The organism is Geobacillus sp. C56-T3, assembly GCF_000092445.1.
Classification (GTDB): domain Bacteria; phylum Bacillota; class Bacilli; order Bacillales; family Anoxybacillaceae; genus Geobacillus; species Geobacillus thermoleovorans.
Window position 1 is genome coordinate 3,050,700 of record NC_014206.1, and the last position, 22,798, is coordinate 3,073,497.

Consider the following 22,798-nt stretch of genomic DNA (forward strand, 5'->3'; position numbering starts at 1 on the left):
CGTCCGCTCCCTTTCCGTTCTGGCCTTTGTCCCCATTGTACCAAACGATAGCCTCGCTTACCAAAAAAAGATCACACCGTTCTTTTGCATAAACTCACTCAAGCCGGGCATGATAAATAGCGAAGAGGGGATGAGGAATCAAAAAGTTGATGAACGATCCATCCGAAATGGGGTGTTCGTCAAAGACACCGTTGTGAGCCGCAAAACGTTGTAAACGTTCCTAGGAAGCGACCATCGCATTCGTTGCTGGGAAGCAACGAGCCTGTCCAAAGGGGATGGTCACGTTGAACAAAGGAAGCGCTCACGCCGAACCAACTTTTGTTGCAAATGGGGTGTTCATCAAACGCACATTTGCTTGAATCATCCTCTCCCCTTTTCACCAACCGGGATGTAACCTGCGTTGCGGGATTACATCCCGGTTTTTTTATGGTAAAATGAAGAAAATAGGAAGGAAAGGGTGACCACAGTGAGCGATTGCATTTTTTGCAAAATCATTAACGGCGAATTGCCCGCGGCGAAAGTGTACGAAGACGACCATGTGCTCGCGTTTTTGGACATCAGCCAAGTGACAAAAGGGCATACGCTTGTCATCCCGAAAGTACATACGGAAAACATTTTCACCCTCACGTCGGAGGCGGCCGGCCAACTGTTTCGCGCAGTGCCGACGATTGCCAATGCACTCAGGCGAGCATTTTCCCCGGTCGGGCTCAACTTATTGAACAACAATGGCGAGCAAGCGGGGCAGACAGTGTTCCATTACCATCTTCACCTCATTCCACGCTACGGCAAAGGGGATGGGTTTGGCGCGGTCTGGAAGTCGCATGCAAGCGACTATACGCCCGCTGACCTGCAGGCGATCGCGGCCGCCATTCGCGAACAGCTCGGCTGATCTCCCGTTGTTGAACAGCAGAAAGGTCAAGCCCACAAATAAAAAAACGGAAGCAGGGATGTTCCGCTTCCGTTTTTTTACTGTTTTCCTTGCTGCCCGATCACATCTTGCAAATCTTTGTCTTTGATCTCAACACCGGCATCTTTCACCAGTTTGTCCACTTTTGACTGCATCGTCGCAGGATCAAGCTTGTTCCGTTTGACTTCAAACGCAATTTCGTCTTTCATTTCGTTGAACGACTTTTTCTTTTCTTTGTCCGTCACTTTAATGATATGGTAGCCGTAATCCGTTTTCACCGGATCGCTCACTTCGCCGACTTTCAGCTTATAGGCGGCTTCTTCAAACTCCTTGACCATTTTCCCTGGGCCAAACCAGCCTAAATCGCCGCCGTTGGACGCCGAGCCTGGATCTTGGGAGTATTCTTTGGCCAACTTGGCGAAATCCTCGCCTTTATCAAGCTTCGCCTTTACTTCTTTTGCTGTTTTTTCATCTTTGACCAAAATATGGCTGGCGCGAATTTTCGGCTTGTAGTTGTCATAATACTCCTTCAGCTCTTTCTCCGTCACTTTTATGTCTTCAACGGCCGCTTTCGTCCGCAGCAAATCGAGCTTGACCATTTCGCGGATCACTTTTTCTCCGTTCTGCTGCACGGCCAAATCATATTGCGTTCCATACGCTTCCTTGATTCGTTCGATTTCGCGGTCGATCTCTTCATCGGTTACCTTGTATTTTTTGCTCAACACTTTTTCGTCAATCAAATCACGAAGGACGGATTTGCCGACGCGCTCTTTCATCTCATTATAAAATTCGTCTTTCGTAATATTGCCGTTTTTCGTTTCCACAATCGCTTCCGAACCGTCGTTGCTGCAGGCCGACAAAGCCATGAGCGAAACGACGGCAGCGGCCATCATCCATTTTTTCATTCGCTTCACAACTCCTACATCTTTTTTCGATTGAATGTTCCCACGCTTTCAAGCGGCGCAGATCGAATGGCGCCCAAGCGCGCCCAAGAAACAACATGCTCGCCTCTTCAGCCACGACAATAACTATACCATATTTCCAACGAAAAAAAAACCTCTTTCCGCTTTAGTCATCCGCCCATAACATGCACGCTTGCCATACATATGATGAGGATGAAGCGCTCGACAGGCTTCTTCTTGCCGAAAGGGGGTGTTACGATGAGCGCACCTTATTCTGGAGGCTTTGCGTTGATTGTTGTGCTGTTTATTTTGCTAATCATTGTCGGCTGCGCCTGCGTCATCTACTAAACGAAAGAGGGTGCTCCCGCAAAAGGAGCACCCTTTTTTGCCGCCTTCCTTGAAACGAAGGGAGAGGCAACGACAATGGAACTCGCTCCATCAAAAGGAAAACATAACAATCCCCGCATCAACCGTTAGAAGAGAGAAAAGTTATGTAAACAACACTTCAAAGTAAGAAGAGATTAATAAAATCGTAATAAGGACATTGATCGTGCGAAAAACCGCCGGCTGCTGCTCCTCCGGGATGTCACGCTGCGCGCAAAGCGAGTGTGTGAGCTGGTTGATAAAAAATAAGACCGTAACCGCCAGGAGGATGAAAGAAAGCACCAAAACTGTTCCCCTCCTCTTTGATTCTTCGCCAAACGCCGCCCATGGCTTTAACTTTACATCGTTCATGGCGGGAAATCAATCATTTTTCTTTTTCCGGACACAAACCGATTTTTCTATTGGTGAATGCGCACAAATTCGGTAAAATATACGTAAAAACGGTCACATTTTCGTCACCAAAAGGAGCACGATATATGGAATCGTTGGAAAAGCGAGTGGCCAAGCTGGAATTTCACCAGTCTCTGCTGATGGAAATGATCGACGAAACGAAAAAACCATTTTATTCCCTCATCATCCGCGCGGATTTGACCAAAGAAGAAGTCGACGCCTTCTTGGCGTTTTGCCAAGAGCTTGCCGACCAATACGAACAGCAAAAAGCGGAAGGGTTGACGATGTTCACTCCCCTGCTCGTGCAGTTTGCTGGGATGCTTCATCCGAACCTTCCGCTGGAACAGACAGTTGACGCTCTTTTGGCCCAACAAATGTTTGTCCCGCTGATGACCGAGCTGAAAACGCTCATTCGCACCATCAGTTAGCCTGGCTGGCCAATTCTTTCTCGTGCTCTTCCGTTTTCGGCTTTCGCTTGACAAGTTTGCCGTCCTGCTCGACAAAATCTTCTTTAATGTTTTCAAACGCCCGCTCAAAAATTTCCATGAAATCATCGCCATAAATGTTGCGGACGATGCACATCATTTCTAAAATTTCTGGAAACTTTCCGTACAACTCGCGCAACGGCAACGCCCCATTGAAAACGGCATTTTTCGTCGGGTCATACGCCTCCATCAGCTTCATCAACACTTCTTCGCCTTTTTCCGTCAACTCAATGTACGTATTGCGCTTGTCATCCTGTTTTTTGGAAAACGAAAGCAATCCTTTTTCTTCTAATTTCTTTGAGAAGTTGAACGCCGTCGACACATGCATCACACCGAACTTGGCGATTTCCGAAATCGAGGCTCCTTTGAAGTGGTAGGCGATCCATAAAATGTGATGTTCGTTAATGTTCAAGTCAAACGGCTTGATCCACCGCTGCCAATCTTTTTCAATCGATTTCCATAGCGCTTTGCTCAGCTGGGCAATTCGTTGGCTGAATAACATCGCCTCTTTGATGGAATAATGCTGTTCTGTCGCTTTCATCGTTCCACCCACTCTTCCCTCACCGTATTTTTTACTCTCCATTATATCAATAAAACAAAAAGGAATAAAGACAAAAGTATTTATTTTTATGATTTTTTTGCATATTCATAGTAGTAAGCATAAGGCGCTTGGCGCATACAGGAGGAGAATGCCATGGTGTATATACAATGGCTGCTTATCGCTGTCGGATTCTTATTTTTCTGTCTTTTTATAAACGCATTTTTCGCCTTATGGAAAGCGCGGGCGTACCCGCCGAAAGCATTGCTGAAAGAACGGACTTTGCGCTATATTGGAATAGCGTTCATTTGCTTGCTCACCGCTTGGCTTCTCAGCTATGTCTAATACGCGTTAAAAACAAATGGAGCATAAGTATTTTTTTCCTACTCTCTCTTTGATAGCAAAAAACCCGACCAGCAATGATCGGGTTTTTCGCCGTCTACACGTGCGCTGTAACGTTCATCCGTCGGAAAATCGACGATGCGATCGGATAGATGATGGCCATCGCCACTGCGTTCAACGCCGCTGTCGGCAGCACGATGGTGACAAACAGCGCCGAAAACGTCGCTCCGCCCGGCAACCCGACAAGCAAGAGCGCCACAGCCAAAAACACCCCGCCGGAAATGACCGTGCCGACTGCCGCCAGCACTGAAGCCCCAATGACCGTTTGGCTGTATGCTTTCATCAAAGTCGCTAGGGCAAACACGACAAAGGCGGTGATGATCTTATCGATCATATTCGGCAGCTGTCCGCCCGGGAACGTCGTCGTCATGGCTGAGATCAAGCCAGTGACGACGCCGACAAGGCCGACCGCTTTGACGTTCGGAAAAAGCAAAATCGCCAAAAACATCATCGCCAGCATCATATCCGGCTTCATTCCGAAAAACAACCCCGGAATGACCGCGTGCAACACGGCTCCGATTCCGACTAACAGCGCCATCGATACTAATGCTCTCACATTCATGCTCATCTCTCCTCATCTCTCCTCGTCTATATCTTTTGCTCGAGAATTTTTCTATCATTATATCACTTTGCAGTGTAAAAGTGAAGAAGAAATTTTCAGGCAAAACGGCGGCGGAACTCGTTCATGAACGACGCGAGCGCTTCGCACGCCTCAAGCGGCACCGCGTTGTAAATCGACGCCCTGCAGCCGCCGACCGATCGGTGCCCGCCGAGCCCGACAAACCCGCGTTCTTTCGCCTCGGCGAGGAACGTTTTCGTCAGCTCCTCATTTGGAAGCGTAAAGGTGACGTTCATGAGCGAACGGCTCCCCTTTTCGGCGTGCGGTTTGTAAAAGCCGCCGCTTTCATCAATCGCCTCATACAGCACGGCCGCCTTTTGCTGGTTGCGCTCTTCCATCGCCGCCACACCGCCTTGCTCTTCGACCCATTCGAGCACGAGCGACAGCATGTAAATTGCAAACGTCGGCGGCGTGTTGTACAGCGAATTGCTCTTCTGGTGCGTCCGGTAATCAAGCATCGTCGGCAGCCCGTCCGGAATGCGCTCAAGCAAATCGTTGCGGAGAATGACAACCGTGACTCCTGACGGGCCGAGATTTTTCTGCGCCCCGGCGTAAATGAGGGCAAATTGACTGACATCGAACGGACGGCTTAAAATATCGCTCGACATATCCGCGACCAAGTCAACCGGCGTGTTAGGAAATTCCTTCCATTGAGTGCCAAAGATCGTGTTGTTTGACGTAATATGGACATAGGCGGCGTTTTTCGGCCATTGGACGTCATCAAGCGGCGGAATGTATGTGTAGTTCGCTTCTTTGCTCGAAGCGACGACCGTTGTCAAACCGATTTTTTGCGCTTCTTTCAGCGCTTTCTCCGACCACGCCCCGGTCAGCACATAACAGCCGATTTTCCCTTCCGTGAGGAGGTTCATCGGCACCATTGAAAACTGCAGGCTCGCCCCGCCTTGCAAAAATAAAATGTCATATCCGTCCGGCACGCCAAGAAGTCGCTTGAGCCGCTCTTTCGCCGCATTATGGACAGCCTCGTATTCCTTGCTTCGGTGGCTTAATTCCATAACCGACATGCCGGTGTTTTGAAAATTAAGCAGCTCTTTTTGCGCCCGCTCAAGCACCGGAAGCGGCAGCGCTGACGGGCCGGCGTTGAAGTTGTACGCGCGTTTCATTGTCATCCCTCACTTTGCCTCCTGGTAGTCCATTGATATTATTATCCTAACACGATTCGCAAAAAAAGAAAGAGAATTTTTCGAAAAAAACGCTTTCAAATGAAATCTTCCAAAAAAAGAAAGCCCCTGCTATTGCAAGGACTTCGCTTGTTTCCGCCGCTCGCGCTCCTTTCGGATGCGCTCCATGTAAATCTCCCCTTCTTTTTCAATGAATGCTTCGTCGATTTCCCGCTCACGCGCCGCCGTTTTTACGGTCATATAGCCGCTGAAAATAATGCCGGCAACAACCAAATACACCCACCAAGGCAAACTGAGCATCGCCATTCCCCCTTGTATGCTTGTCTTGTCTTAGTACACTATACGCGCAACAAGGGGGCAGTATGCATGGAGAAAGAGGCGGGAAAGCCGCCTCTTTCTTAGGGACAACGCTTATGCTTCGTTTCGCTTCTTCTTCGTTTTCTTCCACTGTCGGCGCAGCTCGTTCAACTCTTCTTTCGCCTGTTCATACTGAGCCGTCGGGACGATTTCAATGATCGGTTCGATCATGATCCATCCCTCCCTTGATCCGCCCCCTACTCTTTACTACCCGCGTTTTTTGGCTTTGAAACAGACAAAAACGCCGGTTTGTAAAACGAGCGGTTGTCAAGGGCAAAGACGCGTTCGGTGAATTCACCTGGTTTCACTTTCTCAAGCGCGCGGTCGATCATCGTAATTTTCGCATCCAAATTGTCAATGTAATGAAGCACCTCGGCTTCTTTGACAAGCGGCGGCTTCGGGCTGCCCCATTCCGCCTTGCCATGATGCGCGAGCACAAGATGCTGCAAAATGACAACTTCTTCACCTTGAATGCCGAGCTGTTCCGCCGCCTTGCTGATCTCGCTCACCATGATCGAAATGTGTCCGAGCAAATTTCCTTCAAGCGTATACGCCGCCGATACCGGACCGGATAATTCAATCACTTTGCCAAGGTCATGCAAAATGACGCCGGCATAAAGCAAATCTTTATTGAGCGACGGATAGAGATGGATGAGCGCCTTGGCGAGCTCGAGCATCGACACGACGTGGTACGCCAGTCCGGAGATGAATTCATGATGGTTTTTCGTCGCCGCTGGGTACTCAAAAAACGCCTTTTCGTATTTTTTCAACAAATAGCGGGTAATGCGCTGGATGTTTGGATTTTCCATAGCAAATATGTATTCCATGACTTTCGCCTTCATTTCCTCGCGGCCGAGCGGAGCCTTCTCCAAAAAGTCATCGATGCGCACGGCATCGCCCGGATGAGCAGGACGGATCGAACGGATGCGCAGCTGCAATTTGCCGCGGTAGTTATGGATGTCTCCCGCCACTTTGACGATGCACTCCGGCACATACCGCTCTTCGTCATCCGGCGAGACATCCCACAGTTTGGCTTCAATGTCGCCGCTTTTATCTTGCAAAATCAAAGTTAAGAACGGCTTGCCGTTGCTGGCGATGCCTTTCGTTGCTGATTTGATGAGCAAAAAGAGATCAACTTGTTCCCCAACCTCATAATGGATGATGCCTTTCGCCACTTCGTTCTCCTCCGTTTCTCTGTACGTACTTTCTAGTATATCATAACGGTTAGAGGGCAAAAAGAAAGCCTTGCCGAAACGGCAAGGAAACATTGGCCCAAACGTCCCGTCACGCTGTTTATTTTTTTGTTAGCTGAATGGCCCGTTTTATATCCTTGAAAATGTTCATTCGCCCATACATCAGCACACCGCCTCGATACACTTTGGCGCCAAAATAGATCAGCAAGGCAGTCGTCGCCGCTAAAAGCACAAGGCAAAGCGCCACTTCCCACCCCGGCACGGAAACGAGGCCGATGCGCAAAAACATGAGCATCGGAGCGAAAAAGGGAACAAACGAGGCGCCGGTCACGAACGCCGACTCTGGCGCATTCAAGCCAAACATCGCGATCATAAATGCAGCGACAACCAACATCATGACCGGCGTAATCGCCGGCTGCACATCTTCGACCCGGCTGACGAGCGAACCGAGCACGGCAAACAGCACCGCATACAAGAGGTAACCGAGCAAGAAAAAAACGAGTGCATACACAAATATCGATGCCGGCAGGTGGTCAAATCCGAGGAAACGCCACACTTCCTGCCCGCTCGTTTTTAACGCGGCGAAAGCGACGGCGAAAAAAACGAAAAATTGCGTCAAGCTGACAAGAGCAACGCCGATGATTTTGCCAAACAGCTGTTGGACCGGCGGGACGCTTGACACTAAAATTTCCATCACGCGCGACGATTTTTCCGTCGCCACCTCCGTCGCGATCATTCCTCCATACATCAAAACAAACATATACATCGCGAAAAGAAGGACATAAACAAGAGCGCGCGCTTGGTTCAACTCCTCTTCCGTCTTCGCGTTTTTTTCCAATGCCACCTTTTGGAACGAAACAGGTTTGTAAAGCTCAGCCATTTGTTCATCCGTCAGGCCGAGCTTAGCGGCTGAAAGCGCTGTTTTCAGCTGGCTTAGCGCTCGTTTGAGTTCCTCAGGCGTCTGATTGTCCACAATCGTATTGGCATAATACACCGCTTCCGGCAATCCTTCCGCATCCATGGACAATACGAGCAATCCGTCCCATTTGCCTTCTTTGACTGCTTCTTTCGCTTCGTTTTCCATATCAGTAATTCTCGTCAACGCGATTTGGTCATGGCTTACCTGCTTCTCAAGCGGACCGTACAAAGATCCCGTGCGGTCAATGACCGCGACATGAGTCTTTTCATCACCGGTGAAAAACTCGATGATCGGCTGAATGTTGGCCACCCCGATGATCAACAGGCAAGTGATGGCGGTTGTCACAAGAAATGCTTTCGCCCTCAGCTTCGTTCCATACGTATGCCCCGCCACAAGGAAAAACTTATTCATACGCCGCACCTACTTTTTCAATAAAGATATCATTCAGAGACGGTTCTTCCAAGGCAAACAGACGAACCGCGACTTTTCCTGCTATATGGCCGAGTATCGCTTGTGCCGTCTCCTCATTGGCGATTTGCAGCCGCACCCCTTCCGCCGTCCTCTTCCACTGCAAAACGCCAGGAAACCGCGCCAATTCTTCAAACGGCCCGTCCCCTTGAATAACAAGTATTTGTTTGCCAAACGAACGTTTCAGTTCACGCAGCGCTCCAGCCACCACCGCGCGGCCGCGGCGCAAAATGCAGACATGTTCGCACAGCTCTTCCACATGTTCCATCCGATGACTCGAGAAGACAATGGTCGTGCCGTTCCGTTTTAAATCAAGCACCGCTTCTTTCAACAGTTCAACGTTCACCGGATCAAGACCGCTGAATGGCTCATCCAAGATTAATAGCTTCGGTCGATGAAGCACAGCAGCGATAAACTGGATTTTTTGCTGGTTGCCTTTCGACAGCTCCTCCACCCGCTTGTTGGCGTAATCGCGGATATGGAAGCGCTCGAGCCAGCGGTCGATTTCCCGAAGAATATCCGTCTTTTTCATTCCGCGCAACCGCCCTAAATACAGAAGCTGCTCTTGCACTTTCAGCTTCGGGTACAACCCGCGCTCTTCCGGCAAATAGCCGATCAGATGGCTTTTCGAGTAATCAATCGGTTCGCCTTGCCAACGGATCACCCCTTCCGTCGGGAGCAGAAGGCCTAAAATCATGCGAAAGGTCGTCGTTTTTCCCGCTCCGTTCGCCCCAAGCAATCCGAACATCTTCCCTTCTGGAACCGTCAACGTCAAATGGTCGACGGCCGTCGCCTGACCAAACCGTTTCGTCACCTCAATGATCTCTAAACTCATCCACATTCCCCCAACGTAAAACAAATTTTCCACCCACATTATTAAAACGTGCAGTCTCAAAAAAAGTTTCAGACAGAAGCAGGAATTTGCCTATCAAACCTCTAAATGAAAGAGAAATGAATGATGGTTCAGAGAAAGGAGATGGTGACATGCCGATGTATACGTTGACCGCTTTTGAGCGCGATGGAGAAAAATTGCTCGATGAAACGTTTGAAGCAGCCAATGATGAAGAAGCGAAAAAAATCGGTGAACAAAAGCTGCGCGAGCGCGGCTGTTGGGAGAAAACACACCGTTGCGTCAATGCCAGCGGCAAGCTCATTTTATTTCACCGTTAATCCAAAGGGGCTGACCCCAAAGAAGGTGTCCCAAAAGGATCGGGACACCCTTTCTTATTACCGTATATAGGTATAAAACATCATTAAGGAACAATATGCTGTGTTTTGTTAAGGGAAATTACCCTTTTGGGTCAGCCCCTTTGGGTCAGTTCTTCTTTCTGAATATATTGATTATTATTATTATTGATAACTTGTTTGGAGGAAAAAATATGAAGAAAAAAAGGGGTTTATTTACGATCTTTATTATTTCTCTAATGATTATATTTGGAGTGGTTTTTATGTTTTTTTCAAAAGCATTAAGTCCAAATAGTATTGCGATCAGCGAAGCGAATGTGGGTGACAAAATGATTTCCATTAAGGGGAGTATCGCTGAAAGCGGAACGAAATATAAAGGGTATTCTATAAGCGAGAAAAATGGAACCCTTCTTATTACTATTAAGGGTAGCTTATTTTCCTTTGGAAGCAAAGGTAGTTCCTTTCATATCCAAATTGATAAAAATAAGTATGCCCATATCAATCAAATATTGTTGGATGATGGGTCTCATCATCGTCAAATCTGGCCCGAAAAGTAGTGTATCACTGATGATATTAGGGAATTAGATGATCGAAAATCGAAATCAATTAGGTTCATCATCGAATTTTCCGATTATTTTCTCATTAAAATCTAATTATAACTGAAACAGCGCAAGCGAAGAGATGAGCATCTTTCCATTGCATTGATCTCTGTGCCCCAGAATGAAAAAAGGGGCTGACCCAAAAAGTGAACTTTTTGGGTCAGCCCTTTGTCATTCATCCAAATATCCCCTTTAATATATGGATTTTTTCTTCCGTATATTCGGCGAAATGCTCGTTGTACACTTTCGGCTCTTTTGGGTTCGCCTGGCGGGTGATTTTCCGCGTTTTCGGATCGACGAATTTGCTTGATGCCCCGCAGCCAAGGCCGATGATCGACTGCTGCTCTTCCATGATCATAATGTTGTATATGCTCTCTTGACCTGGCAGCGCGTAGCCGACGTTTTCAAGGTTGCCGAGAATGTTTTTTTGTCGATACAAATAGTAAGGGACATAACCGTGTTCCTTTGTCCATTCTTGGGCCGCCTTCATCATCGCCTGCACTTCCTCGCGGCTGGCGACTTTGTACTTTTGTTTGTTCTTTGTCATTTCCGACGCCCGTTTAAATGACAGCGTGTGGATGGTGAGCGATTCCGGCATGAGCCGCTCCGTCTCGGCGAGCGTATGCGTAAATTCCGCCAGACCCTCGCCGGGCAGTCCGATGATTAAATCCATATTAATGTTGTTCATACCCATTTGCCTTGCTAAATGAAACTTGTGGATCGTCTCTTCGACCGTATGATGGCGCCCGATCGCTTTTAACGTCTCCTGAATGTAGGATTGCGGGTTAATGCTGATGCGGTCGATCCGCCACTTTTTCAACACTTCGAGCTTCTCCGGCGTAATCGTATCCGGACGCCCGGCTTCGACCGTGATTTCGCGGACGCGGTCGACGTCTGGAAATACGTCATACATATGAGCGTACAGCCGGTCCATCTCGTCGGCCGTAATGCTCGTCGGCGTCCCGCCGCCGTAGTAAATCGTCGTAATGCGGATGCCGCGCTCGCGCAAAAAGCGGCCGACCGCCTCCATTTCGTAATGAAGGCCGGCCAAAAAGGCGTCGACCGACCCTTGGCGGCCGTTGATGGCGTACGCTGGAAATGTGCAATAGGCGCATTTCGTTGGGCAAAATGGAATGCCGATATAGATGCTCACTTCGTGGGCCAAATCGTATAAATCCGGAACGACCGTGAGCTGACGATCCACGATCGCTTGCATTAATTCGATTTTTTCGTTTGTCACTAAATACTCTTCAGCCAGCTTCCGGTGCGCCTCTTCTTTCGAAAGGCCTGAGCGCAAAAGCTGATGAAGCAGCTTGACCGGACGCACGCCGGTCAGCACGCCCCACGGCTGAATGAGGCCGGTAGAACGCTCAAGCAACGTCAAATAGACATGCAAAACGGCGTTTTTCAGCTGTTTTTCGTACGTTTTCCCGTCAGCATCCGCCGGCGTGCTGCATTCATGACTCGCTTCCTCAACGCGCCCGGACGTCTTGTCGAGAAGCGTCCCAGAAACAGCGATGCACCCGTCTTCCTTGACGGAAAACATAGCGGCCATATCGGCCTCGGGAAGCGGCGCGAACGACAGCTCCGGCGCTTCGAAGAACAGCTCGGTCATCACTTCGAGCGGGCGCTGAAACCGTTCCGGATGCGGCAGTCCTTGAATTTCGATCCGCACGTTCATCACCTTTTCTTTCAAACTTCTTTCAGTGTACTGAACGGCTGTTTCCTTCGTCAAGCGGAAGAATGCACCTTTGCCGCCGACTTTATGGAAATGACTCCCGCCCGGCCAACTAGATTAAAAAAGCCGGGCATTCGCTCCGGCCTCATTTTTATGATTTTCGTGAAAACGGCAAGCGCCAGTTGTCCGCTCACGGTTCGCTCCCCGCTCAAGCTTCTTACTGTTTCGTTTTGAGTTTTTGCAAAAACTCGATCCGTTGCTGTTTGCGGAAATGTTCTTTCACCATGTAGGCGACGCCGAGCTGTTCGTTCGAACGCGTCACCCAGTCGGCCGCCCGCTTCACCTCAAGCGGCGCGTTCCCCATGGCGACGCCGAGCCCAGCCGCTTCAATCGCCGGCAAATCGTCAAGGCCGTCACCGATCATCACCGTTTCTTTCAACGATACGCCGATATGTTGAGCCAGCCGGCGCAACCCCGCTAGTTTAGACACTCCTTGCGGGACAATTTCCATTTTTCCGTTTGGCTGCATAATCATATCAATGGACGGAATCGATTTCGTCAATAAAGCGGCCGTTGCATCCCTCTCTTCGTCTGTAGCAAAATATACATCAATTTTCGGCACAGCGATCGGTTCGTCCATCAACACGTCGCCAAGCGAGTCGACAAATTGGGTCGGATAGAAAAACGGGTCGCTTGAGGAGAGAACCGTTTGCACGACAAGGTTTTTCTTCACTTTCTTCCGATTGCCGAGCGAATACCGCTCATGCATGAGGCGGATGTTGCAGTTGAAGTTTTCCAAAATTTGCACGATATTAAACGTCCGCTCCTCAGGGATCACGGCGTCAAACAGCCTATCATCAAGCGTTCTGGCAATCATCGCTCCTTGGAATGCAATGAGCATCCCATCAAGCCGCAGCGCTTTCGCCACTTTGCGGGCGGAAAGCAAATTGCGGCTCGTGATTAACGTAACATAAACTCCTTTTTTCTTCACATAGTCGACCGCCTCTTTCGTTTCGCGCGGCAGGCGGCCGTTGTTTTTTAAAATCGTTCCGTCAATGTTGAGCGCCAACAGCTTATACACGGCTGTCTCCCCCTTTTGTCCGTCTCAACCTCTCTTGCCGCCGCCAGCAAGCTGGCGGCGGCTTTGCATTCCTTATCATTTTCATGACTATGACGAAACGGACAAAAAAAGAACACCCGACCGGGTGTTTTTCCTATCTTCCTTCCATGAATGAACGGTGCAACTCCTCAAGCGGCTTCATGGCGATTTGCTGAACCTCGGCAATGGTTATGCTCATTTGCTGCTCGAGCGCCATCAGGCGGGCGAGTTTCTCGTTTTGCTGGGCGAGCGCCATCGCCTTTTGCGCCTGTTCGATTTCATCAGGCAAAATGGCCGCCCCGCGCATCTGTTTTTCATGGAGCCGAAGCTGGATGTCGCGGACATTCGCGAACATTCGATAGGCGATTTCATCTCGGCGGACATCTTCGTATGCCCGTTTCAGCTGCTGAAACGGCTCGCTCGCCCGAATCGCCTGCTCAAGCTGTCTAGCGAGCGCATGAAGGGGTTCAGACATAAAAAGAGCCTCCTATACGAATATCGTTCACGTTCTAACGTATGCGCCATCTGGCGGCGATATGCCACAGCCTACAGCCATAAGCCAATGACGCCTTGAACGGCGCCGATCAGCCCGCCAAGCAAGGCGCCCAAATACGTAATCATCTTTAGTTCACGGCGGGCGATCGATAAAATGATCGCTTCCAACCGTTGCAACGAAAATGACTCTACTTGTTCACGGACGATATCTTCAAGCCCAAGCTGCGCCACGATTGCCTCAATCTTGCCGCTAAGCAGGCGGCTGGCTGCTTCCGCCGCCTGCGGGATGAGACGACCAAACAAGGGCTGTTCGTATGGGGCGAGCAGTTCGACAAGCGGACGGTTCAGCCATCCGCCGCTTTGCACCAAGCGGCGGACAGCCGACCGCACCGCTTCATCGATGCGCCGGCGGCCGATCATCTCTTCCACGGTTGCGAGCGGATAGTCCAACCATTTGTTCCACTCCGTCCAAAGAAGGCGGGAGAGCACCTCTCTTGTGCCAGCATGGCGCAAAAATTTACCGAGCTCCGCCTGCACCTTATCGACGAAATGGACATTGCCAAGCAGCATCTGCAGCATATTTCCAACCATCCCGCGCTCTTGGAAAAAACGCTCGATCATGCTGGAAATCTGCTGCTTTCCCTCCTCGCTGCGAAAGTAGTCAAGCGTCCTGTCGGCCAAATAACCCGCTAGACTTTCGACGCCCGCTTCCATTGTCTGCTTCAACTCCGCTGGCAATACATCGCGTATCGGCCGCAGACGCCACGTTTCGCTCCACCGTTCGTACGCTCGCTCAGCTTGCTCGGCCGCCATCGCCTCGAGCCGCTCGGCGGGAGAGCGAATACCGAGGCGTTCAAGCAACTCAGCCGGCGTTTCTTTGCGCGCAAGCCACTTTCGAAGCCATTCCCGCCCCCACTCGGCCATCTCGGCCGTAAAGGATGGATCCATGAGTTTGCGCCGCAATCCTTCCGGCGTCACCAAATGCTCCACGACCGTTTTCCCGAGCTGTTCGGCCAGCTCCCGCCGCCGCTTTGGAATCAATCCCGGCGTAAACGGCAGCCGTTTTCCAAACACGTACATCGGCTCATATGGGCGAAACAGCATCACGATGGCGATAAAATTCGTCACCCCGCCAATGAGCGCCCCGACCGCCACCATAAACAGCAAATAAACGAACGTTTCCATCCTCTTCTCCTTCCGTCCCCGCCGCTGTCACCAAACGGCGTCCGTCATCATACGATGGCGATATAAACGTTTGCCTAATTGTTCATTATAGAGCTTGCCTGACGAATGCGCAAATGAGGGACTGCGATGAGCAAACAACGAACGATGGCTGTGCTGACGGAAATCAATGAAACAAGTGAACGGGCTGCCTTTGGATCCATCCATCATTTTTGCGAGGAATTGGCGGCATATGCTAGAAAGCGTGGTCTCTTTTTTTACGTGTCCTCGCCGGCGCTTTACTTAGAGGGAGTCGGCTATCAGTGGACCGAAAGCGGATGGGGCAAGCGGGACGTGCCTCCAGCCGATGTCGTTTACAATCGCCTTCACTCACGCCAGCTCGAACGCTCCCCTTTGTTTGCCGAGCTGCTCGCCCGGCTTGCCGAAGAAAACGGGATGATGTTCAACCATCGCTTTTTGCATAAATGGGAAGTGCACTGCCATTTTGAGCGGCACGAGTACTTGCACCCGCACTTGCCGAAAACGGCGCTCTGGAGCGGTCAACATACGCTTGAGGCGTTCCTTGACGCTTTCCCATCCGTCTTTCTCAAGCCGATCTATGGCAGCCAAGGGCGAGGGATTTTCTGCCTCCAACATTCGGACGACGGAATTTGTCTTCGCCATTCCACTTCCGCTTCAACGTCCGTATATCGTTCGATGGACGCTTTAGCTTCCGCTTTGCGGCAACAAATCCGAACGCCGATGATCATCCAACAAGGGCTTGAGCTTCGCACCCTCGACGGCCGCCCGGTCGATTTTCGCCTGCTTTGTCATCGCGTCCGCCACAATGATTGGCGCGTCACTTCCGCCGTCGCCCGCGTAGCGCCGCCCGATCAGTTTGTCGCTAACCTTGCCCGCGGCGGAGAACTGATGGCGGTCAATGATGTCTTGCGGAAGTGGTATACGAGAGCTGACGCGTTCCAGCAAAAACAGCTTCTGAAAGAAATCGCACTGGAATCCGCCGCCGTTCTCGCCTCGGAAGCGGAGGGACTGTATGGAGAGTTTGGCGTTGATCTTGCCATTGACATCCATGGCCAGCCGTGGATCATCGAGGTGAATACGAAGCCGTCGAAACAGACGGATATGGCCGCTTCCTACCAATCGGTTCGCCCTTCGGCGAAGGCGATCATCGACTATAGTTTGACATTGATGGAGGAAAAGGAGTGAACCGTTTTGCTTTCACTTGGTTTTGTCACCCTTGACGAACAGCAAGACCACACGTATTGCACTGAGGTGGCGAAATGCGCCAGACGCTACGGCATTTCCGTCTGCCGCTTTTCGCCGCTTGGCATCGATCCGCAGACGGAAAACGTCCGCGGCTTTCTCTTTCAAGAGGAAACGAACGAATGGACAAACGCCGTCTTTGCCATTCCGCCATTTTTATATGACCGCTGCTTTTACGGCAATGATGAGCGGTCCAAAAAAGCAAAACCGATTATGAACTGGTTGAAGCAGCGACCTGACCTCACGTTTTTAGGCTATGGCCTGCCGGGCAAATGGGACGTATATGAAGCGCTCTCCTCTCACCCGCTCTTGTCCGCATACGTGCCTCCGACTGTCCGTCTTGAGCGCGCCGATGATGTGCTTGCGCTTCTCCGCCGCGAACAAGCCGCCATCGCCAAGCCGGTGCACGGCTCCGGGGGACGCGGTATTTGCATCTTTCAAAAGAAAGGGAAGGCGCTGTCCGTCCAAGACAGTCACGGTCAAGAACAGGCCGTCATTGCCCGCCGAAGCGAGCTGGAACAGCTCCTCGCTTCTTGGAGCCGCCGCGGCGAGTATGTCCTGCAGCCATTGCTTCAGCTATCGACCCCGGAGGGTGAACCGTTTGACCTCCGCATTCTTTTGCAAAAGGATGAAAACGGACGCTGGGTGGAGCGGGTGCGGGCCGTGCGAGTCGGCCGACCGGGGGCATGGGTGGCCAACGTCCGCGCCGGCGCGGACATTCGTCCGTTTTCCGAGTGGCTCGACCGCCTTTCCTCTTCAAAACGTCTCTTCGTGCTCGATGGCGTTGAGACGATCATCCGCACGCTGCCAGTTTATATAGATCACATGTTCGGACCTTTGTTTGAAATCGGCTTGGATCTTGGTGCGACCGACAACGGGGCGGTGTGGATTTTGGATGTCAATTCCAAGCCGGGGAGAAAAGTGGCGCATCTTCTGCCCCCGGAGCAACAAAACGAACTGTACGAAGCGCCGCTTCGGTATTGCTTGTTTTTGGCCAGAGGGGGGAAAAGCCAATGACCTACACGTTGATCATTGACGAAAAACAAACAAATACGGTGATTCTTCCCGCCACGCTCCAAGCATCTAGGCAAACATCAGCCGCGTTCGGCAGCCTTGTCACCCCATGCCGGGTCATTTCTTCCCCCCGTCTTGTCGACCGTGTGATTGTGGCGCATGACGTTGCCCGATGCTTGTCGATCCCATTTGCCGCTGACGTTCATGTCTTTTTGACCGATGAAGCTGTTCACTTCGGGCCGCTTGTCGGCATTTTGACCGCCGGATTCACAAAGTCGCTCCACCGCCCGGTCGGCAGCCGGAGCTTCTTTTTTGCCAAGTTGCTGGCGCAAGAAAAGCAAGTCGGCGGATTTGCCTTTTTGTTTGGCGCGCCCCATATTGACTGGGAAAACGGCATGACGAACGGCTATTTTTACACAGAGCGCGGCTGGGAACGCCATACGGTGCCGTTGCCGAATGTCGTTTACAACCGGCTGCCAAACCGGCGCGTCGAAAAGGAGGAAACGTTTCAAACGATGACGAAGACGCTGCAAACCACCTACGGCATCCCGATCTTTAACGGGTGTTTTTTCAACAAATGGGACATTTACCGCCGGCTCGCTCTTCATCCGAAGGCGCAGCCGTATTTGCCGGCGACGTCCGCCCACGTGACGCAGCACACCATTGAGCAGTTTCTTGCCCGCTACCGTGAAGCGTACATCAAGCCGGCCGACGGCAGCCTCGGCCGCGGCATTTATCATGTAGCGAAAAAAAACGCCTATGAATGCCGGTTCCGCGATGAAAGCGGAGAAATACAAACAGTGCTGTTTCCGACCGCCATGGCGGTGTGGCATCATTTGCTCGCCCATGCGCCGCTTCACCGCTATGTCATCCAACAAGCGGTTCCGCTTCTTGCCGTCAACGGCCGACCGGCTGATTTCCGCGTTCACGTTAACAAAAACGAACACGGCATATGGCAAGTGAGCGCCATCGCCGCCAAAATTGCTGGAAAACAAAGCATCACGACCCATATGAACAGCGGAGGCATCGTCAAAACGCTGGAAGAAATTTTCCCGGATGCCGTCGAGCGCGAAATCATGCTCGCCCGTCTTTCTGACGCCGCCCTTACGCTCAGCCGTTGCCTTGATGAAGCATCAGAAACGTTGATCGGCGAAATCGGTTTTGACCTTGGTGTTGACCAACAAGGAAGGATTTGGATGTTTGAAGCCAATTCCAAACCCGGACGGTCGATTTTTAAGCATCCAAAATTAAAGGACGCAGACGAACGAACAGCGCGGTTGCCGCTCGCTTACGCCGTCCACCTCAGCAAAACAGCCATCACCGAACCCGAGGCGCTTTGGTCATGCTGACGATCGGCTACCGTCCTGACATCGGGGAGTGGGTGTGCAACAGTCCGGGCGGCCCTTATCGATTCGGCAGCGGCTGGGTTGCTCCCGCCGCTGTCCTTCCCGATCTCGTCTTTCCCGTCCGCGAGCAAGATGGACGGGTGGGACCGCTCGTCGGCGTGCTGGTCAGCGCCTCGTCCCTTTCCGCTTTGCTGGCTGGGAAAAAGCCGTGGCTTGAAACCGTCATCCGCTCCATCCACAAAGCCGGCGGCATCTCCGTCGTCAGTGCGGCCGCCGGCATCGGAAAGAAAACGGTCTCCGGATATCTATTCGTTCCGACGATTCATCGTTTCATCGAAGCGGCCGCTCCACTGCCCGATGTCGTCTACAATCGAGTAAAAAGCCGCGAAGAAGAAGAAAGCGAGCCGTTTCAAACGGCGGCTGCCCAGTTGAACGCCCATGGCGTTCCACTTGTCAACCGCTCTTTTTTCCGCAAATCGGACGTTTATGACGCGCTGCGGTCCGACCGCCGGCTCTGGCCGCATCTATTGCCGACGGCGCCTGTCCAAACAGCGGCCGATCTTCGCGCTTGGCTCCTCCAATACAGCTGCATTTACTTGAAGCGGGATGACGGCGCCAGAGGAATGGGGCTGTTTCGTCTCACCGCCTTGTCGGAGACGGAAGCCATTTGCGAATATCCGGGCGGCCAAAAACGGTTCTGCTCGCTCGATGCGCTCGCATCACTCATTCAGTCCGGCCGCTACATCGCCCAAGCATTGGCTGAAACGGACGAGTGGAATGGACGCCGCTACGATTTGCGCGTGCTCGCCCATTGGCACAACGGCCGCCATACGATCACCGGCATCGGTGTTCGTTCGGCCGACGTCGAGTCGGTGACGACCCATGTGTTTCATGGCGGAACCATCCTCCCGTACAAAGAAGTCAAGGAACGCATCGATGAAGCGGCGCTCGAGCGGCTTATTGCCTTGAGCGGCGCACGCCTTGGCGAACGGTTTGGCTTTGTCGGCGAGTTTTCCGCCGACATCGGCGTCGGAAGCGAACGGCAGCTTTACATTTATGAAATCAACGCCAAGCCGATGGTGTTTGATGAGCCGGAGATTGAGGCACGGCGGCTCGAGAGGCTCAATCAGCTGTTTGCCGAGCTCGCTCATCGTACGCCATAGCTAGAAACTGGCCGCTGTAGCGAAGCGCCTGGCGGAACACAGCATCAACCGCTTGTTTGGCGGCTCCATTTAAGCTTTGGCAGACGTTCTGGCATAACATCGCTTTTTCCCACTCAGCCGCCGCCATGGCTTGCAAGAGATCACAACGAGGTGCGCCTGCTTTGCTTTGCTCTCTTTCCGCTCGACCGTCGGCGTTAGCCCCAGCAACTAAATAATGCACGTATTGCCAAAGTTTACGCTGCCGCTCGGCTTCAGCCAAATAGACCGCCCATGCCTCATCCGTTTCCATCTCAGCGAGCTGCCGGGCTTTTTCTTCCGCCGCGGCGGTTGTTTCGAGCAATTTTTTGATCAGCATGATCATCGCGTGCCGCCCCTTTCTTGCCGCTTGTCCTCTTTCATCCATATGAATGGCATGGATAGCGTATGCCTCTTTTGGACAAACTTTAGGAAAAACGATGAGAGGAAGGAGCGAGATGATGGAACGAAATGAAGCCAAGCGCCGGGATTCATTGTACGAAGGGCGCGATGAATACTATATGGACATCGACCGCATGATCAACGAAGGGATGGCCGGAGGTGCTGTGTACGGCCACGGCGATGACGTCAACATTGAGGAAGCGCGCGATCTTGTCAAAGAAGAGCCGCCGTACGAAGCCGGCCAGTAAACGGAGCCGATTTTCCCGCCTCGGGAAAGTCGGCCTTTTGTTTTATGAAGCCTCTCCGCCAATGCGTTAGGCAGGGATCGTTCGAAACGACCGCTGTTGGCCAAGCCGCCCGTTCATCCTGCGGCTTTCCCGCTTTCATCCATTGTCTTTCTTTCCATTCGCGGGGATTTGGTATAATGAAAACAACGCCGATTCCTCTTCGGCGTGACATCATCCTTGACGGAAAGTGGTGCGCCGCGATGCTAAAAGAGCTCGAATCGCTTTATGAAGGGGACATCGTCATCAACGGTCAGCCGGAACACCCCGAAGATTACGAATGGTTTTATACCGCCGATGGTGATGAGATCGGCATCGCCAAGCATCGATTGACAGAGCAGGAGCGGCGATTGCTGGCGCTTTTTTTCACCCCCGCCGAGCGCCGACGCGAACCGGAAAGCGAAGAGGAGCGGGCATGGAAACGATGGATGGCAACCGGCGACCCAGCCGCGCTCGCTCGGCTCGCTGCTCCGTATTGCCGGTTCATTCATTTTACAGCCAGCCGGCCGATCGCCAACAAAGAGGAGTTTGCTGACGCCGTTCGCGGCTTATTTTCCTCCCCGGTTGCCATCGTCTGGGAACAAGATCGGCGCGGGCTGATCGTCGAAGCGAAACAAAAGCGGACGACGGAGCCGCCTTCGTTAGCGGACATGGCTGAGGCGCTCGCCGCTGATTTTTATACTGCCCTTCATTTATTGATCGGCCCAATCCGCTCCGTCGATGAACGGCTATATGAATCGTTTCTCCTTGAAAAAGAGTGTTTTTCCGCCGCTCGGCGCTTTTGGCCGAAACGAACGGTGTACGAATGGGAAGACGTCATTCCGCTTCCGCTCTTTGAAGAAGGAGCAGTCAGTGAGAAAGCCCGCCGGACCCTCTCGTTTCTTGACGGATTCGACGAGGAGGAAGTGCGGGCGATGGAGACGTTTTTGCAATGCAACTTAAACGTCTCGATGGCAGCGAAAAAGCTGTATATGCACCGCAATAGTTTGCAATATCGAATCGATAAATGGGCGGAGCAAACTGGTGTTGACATCAAACGGTTCAAAGGGGCGGCAGCCGTCTATTTGGCTATCTTGCACCGGCGCCGTTCGTAATCCCCCGCTTTTTTGTCATGTCGCCGAAAATCGGCGGCATTTTTTGTGCACCTCGTCCATTTACGAATGTTCCTATTTTTCTATACACTAATGGCAAGAAAACGATTTCGGCGATGAGGAGGATGGTTATGGCAGAACTCATTCTTGATCATATTTACAAAATTTACGACAACAATGTGGTCGCCGTCAAAGACTTCAATTTACATATTCAAGACAAAGAGTTTATCGTATTTGTCGGCCCGTCCGGCTGCGGCAAATCCACCACGTTGCGGATGATCGCCGGCCTTGAGGAAATTTCCAAAGGCGATCTTTACATCGACGGCAAACGAATGAACGATGTGCCGCCGAAAGACCGCGACATCGCCATGGTGTTCCAAAACTACGCCCTGTATCCACATATGAGCGTCTATGACAACATGGCGTTCGGTTTAAAACTGCGCAAATTCCCGAAAGCGGAAATTGAAAAACGCGTCCGCGAAGCGGCGCGCATTCTTGGGCTCGAGCAATATTTGGACCGCAAACCGAAAGCGCTCTCCGGCGGGCAGCGGCAGCGCGTGGCATTGGGACGGGCCATCGTCCGCGATGCAAAAGTGTTTTTAATGGACGAGCCGCTCTCGAACTTGGATGCGAAACTGCGGGTGCAAATGCGCTCGGAGATCGCGAAGCTCCATCAGCGCTTGGAAACGACGACCATTTACGTCACCCACGACCAAACGGAAGCGATGACGATGGCCACCCGTCTTGTCGTCATGAAAGACGGCGTCATCCAGCAAGTCGGAACGCCGCGCGAAGTATACGAAAAACCGGAAAACATTTTTGTCGGCGGCTTTATCGGTTCACCGGCCATGAACTTCCTTCGTGGAACGCTCCAAGACGGCAAGTTTGTCGTCGGCCAAACATCGTTTGGCATTCCGGAAGGAAAAATGAAAGTGCTGCGTGAGCAAGGGTATGTCGGCAAGGAAGTGATTTTAGGCATTCGTCCGGAAGACATTCACGACGAACCGCTCTTCCTTGAAGCATCTCCGGCGACGAAAGTTACCGCTCTCGTCGAAGTCGCCGAGCTGCTTGGCGCTGAATCGATGATCTATTTTAGCATCGACAACCAAGAATTGGTCGCTCGCATCGACGCCCGCACGGAAATCAAGCCGGGCCACCGGATTGACCTGGCGCTTGATATGAACAAAGCGCATTTCTTTGACGTTGAAACGGAACGGCGCATCCGGGCGGCGGATGAAAAGTAACCCCCCCATTGTTGTTCATATAGATTCATTCGAAG

Annotated in this window: 28 protein-coding genes; 13 read left to right on the forward strand and 15 right to left on the reverse strand. The window is 51.7% G+C overall.

The genetic code is table 11. From position 1 onward, the window contains the following. Nucleotides 1–466: 466 nt before the first annotated feature. Nucleotides 467–889, forward strand: a complete 423-nt coding sequence (locus GC56T3_RS15020) for an HIT family protein (RefSeq protein ID WP_014194996.1) — start codon at nt 467–469, stop codon at nt 887–889. A 77-nt stretch (nt 890–966) separates the two neighbouring features. Here GC56T3_RS15020 and GC56T3_RS15025 read toward each other — a convergent pair whose 3' ends face one another. After that, the gene (locus tag GC56T3_RS15025) at nt 967–1,812 is read right to left on the reverse strand and encodes a peptidylprolyl isomerase (RefSeq protein ID WP_013146230.1); all 846 of its coding nucleotides are present in this window, start codon (nt 1,810–1,812) and stop codon (nt 967–969) included. A 255-nt stretch (nt 1,813–2,067) separates the two neighbouring features. On the opposite strand from GC56T3_RS15025, the gene GC56T3_RS18925 reads away from it, so the two are divergent. Beyond that, nucleotides 2,068–2,157 (forward strand): YjcZ family sporulation protein, encoded by a 90-nt coding sequence (locus tag GC56T3_RS18925; RefSeq protein WP_021322511.1) that lies wholly within the window; start codon nt 2,068–2,070, stop codon nt 2,155–2,157. Nucleotides 2,158–2,298: 141 nt separating this feature from the next. Here GC56T3_RS18925 and GC56T3_RS15030 read toward each other — a convergent pair whose 3' ends face one another. Beyond that, entirely contained in the window at nt 2,299–2,478 is a 180-nt protein-coding gene (locus GC56T3_RS15030; protein WP_014194994.1) for a hypothetical protein, read from the reverse strand. Between the two features lie 191 nt (nt 2,479–2,669). On the opposite strand from GC56T3_RS15030, the gene GC56T3_RS15035 reads away from it, so the two are divergent. Next, nucleotides 2,670–3,011 (forward strand): YhaI family protein, encoded by a 342-nt coding sequence (locus GC56T3_RS15035; RefSeq protein WP_013146232.1) that lies wholly within the window; start codon nt 2,670–2,672, stop codon nt 3,009–3,011. Here the strand turns inward: GC56T3_RS15035 and GC56T3_RS15040 are convergent. After that, nucleotides 3,004–3,609, reverse strand: coding sequence for an HTH-type transcriptional regulator Hpr (locus tag GC56T3_RS15040; protein WP_193568245.1), 606 nt, complete (start codon nt 3,607–3,609; stop codon nt 3,004–3,006). The two genes, GC56T3_RS15035 and GC56T3_RS15040, sit on opposite strands and share 8 nt — an antisense overlap. A gap of 153 nt (nt 3,610–3,762) precedes the next feature. On the opposite strand from GC56T3_RS15040, the gene GC56T3_RS15045 reads away from it, so the two are divergent. Next, nucleotides 3,763–3,951 (forward strand): hypothetical protein, encoded by a 189-nt coding sequence (locus tag GC56T3_RS15045; RefSeq protein ID WP_013146234.1) that lies wholly within the window; start codon nt 3,763–3,765, stop codon nt 3,949–3,951. A gap of 94 nt (nt 3,952–4,045) precedes the next feature. Here GC56T3_RS15045 and GC56T3_RS15050 read toward each other — a convergent pair whose 3' ends face one another. The 7 genes from GC56T3_RS15050 to GC56T3_RS15080 all read right to left on the reverse strand — a co-directional run bounded on the left by GC56T3_RS15050 (nt 4,046) and on the right by GC56T3_RS15080 (nt 9,538). Next, entirely contained in the window at nt 4,046–4,570 is a 525-nt protein-coding gene (locus tag GC56T3_RS15050; protein ID WP_013146235.1) for a tryptophan transporter, read from the reverse strand. 95 nt (nt 4,571–4,665) lie between these two features. Next, nucleotides 4,666–5,748, reverse strand: a complete 1,083-nt coding sequence (gene serC, locus GC56T3_RS15055; RefSeq protein WP_041468856.1) for a 3-phosphoserine/phosphohydroxythreonine transaminase — start codon at nt 5,746–5,748, stop codon at nt 4,666–4,668. Between the two features lie 129 nt (nt 5,749–5,877). Further along, a complete protein-coding gene (locus tag GC56T3_RS15060) occupies nt 5,878–6,066 on the reverse strand; it encodes a sporulation YhaL family protein (RefSeq protein WP_011230152.1) in 189 nt (62 codons plus the stop codon). 111 nt (nt 6,067–6,177) lie between these two features. Next, entirely contained in the window at nt 6,178–6,294 is a 117-nt protein-coding gene (locus GC56T3_RS15065) for a hypothetical protein (RefSeq protein ID WP_013146237.1), read from the reverse strand. A gap of 26 nt (nt 6,295–6,320) precedes the next feature. Continuing rightward, nucleotides 6,321–7,298 (reverse strand): 3'-5' exoribonuclease YhaM, encoded by a 978-nt coding sequence (yhaM, locus tag GC56T3_RS15070; RefSeq protein WP_013146238.1) that lies wholly within the window; start codon nt 7,296–7,298, stop codon nt 6,321–6,323. Nucleotides 7,299–7,416: 118 nt separating this feature from the next. Further along, nucleotides 7,417–8,646, reverse strand: a complete 1,230-nt coding sequence (locus tag GC56T3_RS15075; protein ID WP_013146239.1) for an ABC transporter permease — start codon at nt 8,644–8,646, stop codon at nt 7,417–7,419. Beyond that, a complete protein-coding gene (locus GC56T3_RS15080) occupies nt 8,639–9,538 on the reverse strand; it encodes an ABC transporter ATP-binding protein (protein WP_013146240.1) in 900 nt (299 codons plus the stop codon). Before GC56T3_RS15080 ends, GC56T3_RS15075 begins: the two co-directional genes overlap by 8 nt. Before the next feature lie 149 nt (nt 9,539–9,687). Here GC56T3_RS15080 and GC56T3_RS15085 point away from each other — a divergent pair, with 149 nt between their 5' ends. Both GC56T3_RS15085 and GC56T3_RS15090 read left to right on the forward strand, forming a co-directional pair. Further along, the gene (locus GC56T3_RS15085) at nt 9,688–9,873 is read left to right on the forward strand and encodes a YhzD family protein (RefSeq protein ID WP_013146241.1); all 186 of its coding nucleotides are present in this window, start codon (nt 9,688–9,690) and stop codon (nt 9,871–9,873) included. Between the two features lie 209 nt (nt 9,874–10,082). Beyond that, a complete protein-coding gene (locus GC56T3_RS15090; RefSeq protein WP_015731654.1) occupies nt 10,083–10,445 on the forward strand; it encodes a hypothetical protein in 363 nt (120 codons plus the stop codon). Nucleotides 10,446–10,662: 217 nt separating this feature from the next. On the opposite strand, the gene GC56T3_RS15095 is transcribed toward GC56T3_RS15090, so the two are convergent. The 4 genes from GC56T3_RS15095 to GC56T3_RS15110 form a co-directional block, all read right to left on the reverse strand. After that, nucleotides 10,663–12,168 carry a coproporphyrinogen III oxidase gene (locus tag GC56T3_RS15095; protein ID WP_041468858.1) on the reverse strand — a complete coding sequence of 502 codons (1,506 nt, stop codon included), beginning with the start codon at nt 12,166–12,168 and terminating at the stop codon, nt 10,663–10,665. Between the two features lie 214 nt (nt 12,169–12,382). Beyond that, on the reverse strand, nt 12,383–13,246 hold the full coding sequence (locus GC56T3_RS15100) for a Cof-type HAD-IIB family hydrolase (RefSeq protein ID WP_013146244.1): 864 nt from the start codon (nt 13,244–13,246) through the stop codon (nt 12,383–12,385). Nucleotides 13,247–13,379: 133 nt separating this feature from the next. Continuing rightward, the gene (locus tag GC56T3_RS15105) at nt 13,380–13,739 is read right to left on the reverse strand and encodes a YlbF family regulator (RefSeq protein ID WP_013146245.1); all 360 of its coding nucleotides are present in this window, start codon (nt 13,737–13,739) and stop codon (nt 13,380–13,382) included. A gap of 71 nt (nt 13,740–13,810) precedes the next feature. Further along, nucleotides 13,811–14,944: a DUF445 domain-containing protein gene (locus tag GC56T3_RS15110; protein WP_013146246.1), complete on the reverse strand. Its 1,134-nt coding sequence runs from the start codon at nt 14,942–14,944 to the stop codon at nt 13,811–13,813. 126 nt (nt 14,945–15,070) lie between these two features. On the opposite strand from GC56T3_RS15110, the gene GC56T3_RS15115 reads away from it, so the two are divergent. The 4 genes from GC56T3_RS15115 to GC56T3_RS15130 are packed head-to-tail and all read left to right on the forward strand — an operon-like array spanning nt 15,071 to nt 19,727. Further along, nucleotides 15,071–16,147 (forward strand): YheC/YheD family protein, encoded by a 1,077-nt coding sequence (locus GC56T3_RS15115; protein ID WP_013146247.1) that lies wholly within the window; start codon nt 15,071–15,073, stop codon nt 16,145–16,147. A gap of 6 nt (nt 16,148–16,153) precedes the next feature. Continuing rightward, nucleotides 16,154–17,221, forward strand: a complete 1,068-nt coding sequence (locus GC56T3_RS15120; protein WP_013146248.1) for a YheC/YheD family protein — start codon at nt 16,154–16,156, stop codon at nt 17,219–17,221. Further along, nucleotides 17,218–18,567, forward strand: coding sequence for a YheC/YheD family protein (locus tag GC56T3_RS15125; RefSeq protein WP_013146249.1), 1,350 nt, complete (start codon nt 17,218–17,220; stop codon nt 18,565–18,567). The genes GC56T3_RS15120 and GC56T3_RS15125 overlap by 4 nt, the downstream gene beginning before the upstream one ends. Continuing rightward, nucleotides 18,561–19,727: a YheC/YheD family protein gene (locus GC56T3_RS15130; protein ID WP_013146250.1), complete on the forward strand. Its 1,167-nt coding sequence runs from the start codon at nt 18,561–18,563 to the stop codon at nt 19,725–19,727. Before GC56T3_RS15125 ends, GC56T3_RS15130 begins: the two co-directional genes overlap by 7 nt. On the opposite strand, the gene GC56T3_RS15135 is transcribed toward GC56T3_RS15130, so the two are convergent. Next, a complete protein-coding gene (locus tag GC56T3_RS15135; RefSeq protein WP_011230138.1) occupies nt 19,687–20,088 on the reverse strand; it encodes a hypothetical protein in 402 nt (133 codons plus the stop codon). The genes GC56T3_RS15130 and GC56T3_RS15135 overlap by 41 nt on opposite strands. 115 nt (nt 20,089–20,203) lie before the next feature. On the opposite strand from GC56T3_RS15135, the gene GC56T3_RS15140 reads away from it, so the two are divergent. The 3 genes from GC56T3_RS15140 to GC56T3_RS15150 all read left to right on the forward strand — a co-directional run bounded on the left by GC56T3_RS15140 (nt 20,204) and on the right by GC56T3_RS15150 (nt 22,763). After that, on the forward strand, nt 20,204–20,392 hold the full coding sequence (locus tag GC56T3_RS15140; protein WP_013146251.1) for a hypothetical protein: 189 nt from the start codon (nt 20,204–20,206) through the stop codon (nt 20,390–20,392). Nucleotides 20,393–20,631: 239 nt separating this feature from the next. Beyond that, nucleotides 20,632–21,522 carry a CdaR family transcriptional regulator gene (locus tag GC56T3_RS15145; protein WP_013146252.1) on the forward strand — a complete coding sequence of 297 codons (891 nt, stop codon included), beginning with the start codon at nt 20,632–20,634 and terminating at the stop codon, nt 21,520–21,522. A gap of 128 nt (nt 21,523–21,650) precedes the next feature. Next, nucleotides 21,651–22,763, forward strand: coding sequence for an ABC transporter ATP-binding protein (locus GC56T3_RS15150; RefSeq protein WP_013146253.1), 1,113 nt, complete (start codon nt 21,651–21,653; stop codon nt 22,761–22,763). Nucleotides 22,764–22,798: the final 35 nt, after the last annotated feature.

Excerpts from the sequence above, each read along its gene's own strand:
- GC56T3_RS15025 (WP_013146230.1), bottom strand. The coding sequence starts at position 1,812 with ATGAAAAAATGGATGATGGCCGCTGCCGTCGTTTCGCTCATGGCTTTG.
- GC56T3_RS18925 (WP_021322511.1), top strand. The coding sequence starts at position 2,068 with ATGAGCGCACCTTATTCTGGAGGCTTTGCGTTGATTGTTGTGCTGTTT.
- GC56T3_RS15035 (WP_013146232.1), top strand. The coding sequence starts at position 2,670 with ATGGAATCGTTGGAAAAGCGAGTGGCCAAGCTGGAATTTCACCAGTCT.
- GC56T3_RS15040 (WP_193568245.1), bottom strand. The coding sequence starts at position 3,609 with ATGAAAGCGACAGAACAGCATTATTCCATCAAAGAGGCGATGTTATTC.
- GC56T3_RS15045 (WP_013146234.1), top strand. The coding sequence starts at position 3,763 with ATGGTGTATATACAATGGCTGCTTATCGCTGTCGGATTCTTATTTTTC.
- GC56T3_RS15050 (WP_013146235.1), bottom strand. The coding sequence starts at position 4,570 with ATGAATGTGAGAGCATTAGTATCGATGGCGCTGTTAGTCGGAATCGGA.
- serC (WP_041468856.1), bottom strand. The coding sequence starts at position 5,748 with ATGAAACGCGCGTACAACTTCAACGCCGGCCCGTCAGCGCTGCCGCTT.
- GC56T3_RS15060 (WP_011230152.1), bottom strand. The coding sequence starts at position 6,066 with ATGCTCAGTTTGCCTTGGTGGGTGTATTTGGTTGTTGCCGGCATTATT.
- GC56T3_RS15065 (WP_013146237.1), bottom strand. The coding sequence starts at position 6,294 with ATGATCGAACCGATCATTGAAATCGTCCCGACGGCTCAGTATGAACAG.
- GC56T3_RS15075 (WP_013146239.1), bottom strand. The coding sequence starts at position 8,646 with ATGAATAAGTTTTTCCTTGTGGCGGGGCATACGTATGGAACGAAGCTG.
- GC56T3_RS15080 (WP_013146240.1), bottom strand. The coding sequence starts at position 9,538 with ATGAGTTTAGAGATCATTGAGGTGACGAAACGGTTTGGTCAGGCGACG.
- GC56T3_RS15085 (WP_013146241.1), top strand. The coding sequence starts at position 9,688 with ATGCCGATGTATACGTTGACCGCTTTTGAGCGCGATGGAGAAAAATTG.
- GC56T3_RS15090 (WP_015731654.1), top strand. The coding sequence starts at position 10,083 with ATGAAGAAAAAAAGGGGTTTATTTACGATCTTTATTATTTCTCTAATG.
- GC56T3_RS15095 (WP_041468858.1), bottom strand. The coding sequence starts at position 12,168 with ATGAACGTGCGGATCGAAATTCAAGGACTGCCGCATCCGGAACGGTTT.
- GC56T3_RS15105 (WP_013146245.1), bottom strand. The coding sequence starts at position 13,739 with ATGTCTGAACCCCTTCATGCGCTCGCTAGACAGCTTGAGCAGGCGATT.
- GC56T3_RS15110 (WP_013146246.1), bottom strand. The coding sequence starts at position 14,944 with ATGGAAACGTTCGTTTATTTGCTGTTTATGGTGGCGGTCGGGGCGCTC.
- GC56T3_RS15115 (WP_013146247.1), top strand. The coding sequence starts at position 15,071 with ATGAGCAAACAACGAACGATGGCTGTGCTGACGGAAATCAATGAAACA.
- GC56T3_RS15125 (WP_013146249.1), top strand. The coding sequence starts at position 17,218 with ATGACCTACACGTTGATCATTGACGAAAAACAAACAAATACGGTGATT.
- GC56T3_RS15130 (WP_013146250.1), top strand. The coding sequence starts at position 18,561 with ATGCTGACGATCGGCTACCGTCCTGACATCGGGGAGTGGGTGTGCAAC.
- GC56T3_RS15135 (WP_011230138.1), bottom strand. The coding sequence starts at position 20,088 with ATGATCATGCTGATCAAAAAATTGCTCGAAACAACCGCCGCGGCGGAA.
- GC56T3_RS15140 (WP_013146251.1), top strand. The coding sequence starts at position 20,204 with ATGGAACGAAATGAAGCCAAGCGCCGGGATTCATTGTACGAAGGGCGC.
- GC56T3_RS15145 (WP_013146252.1), top strand. The coding sequence starts at position 20,632 with ATGCTAAAAGAGCTCGAATCGCTTTATGAAGGGGACATCGTCATCAAC.
- GC56T3_RS15150 (WP_013146253.1), top strand. The coding sequence starts at position 21,651 with ATGGCAGAACTCATTCTTGATCATATTTACAAAATTTACGACAACAAT.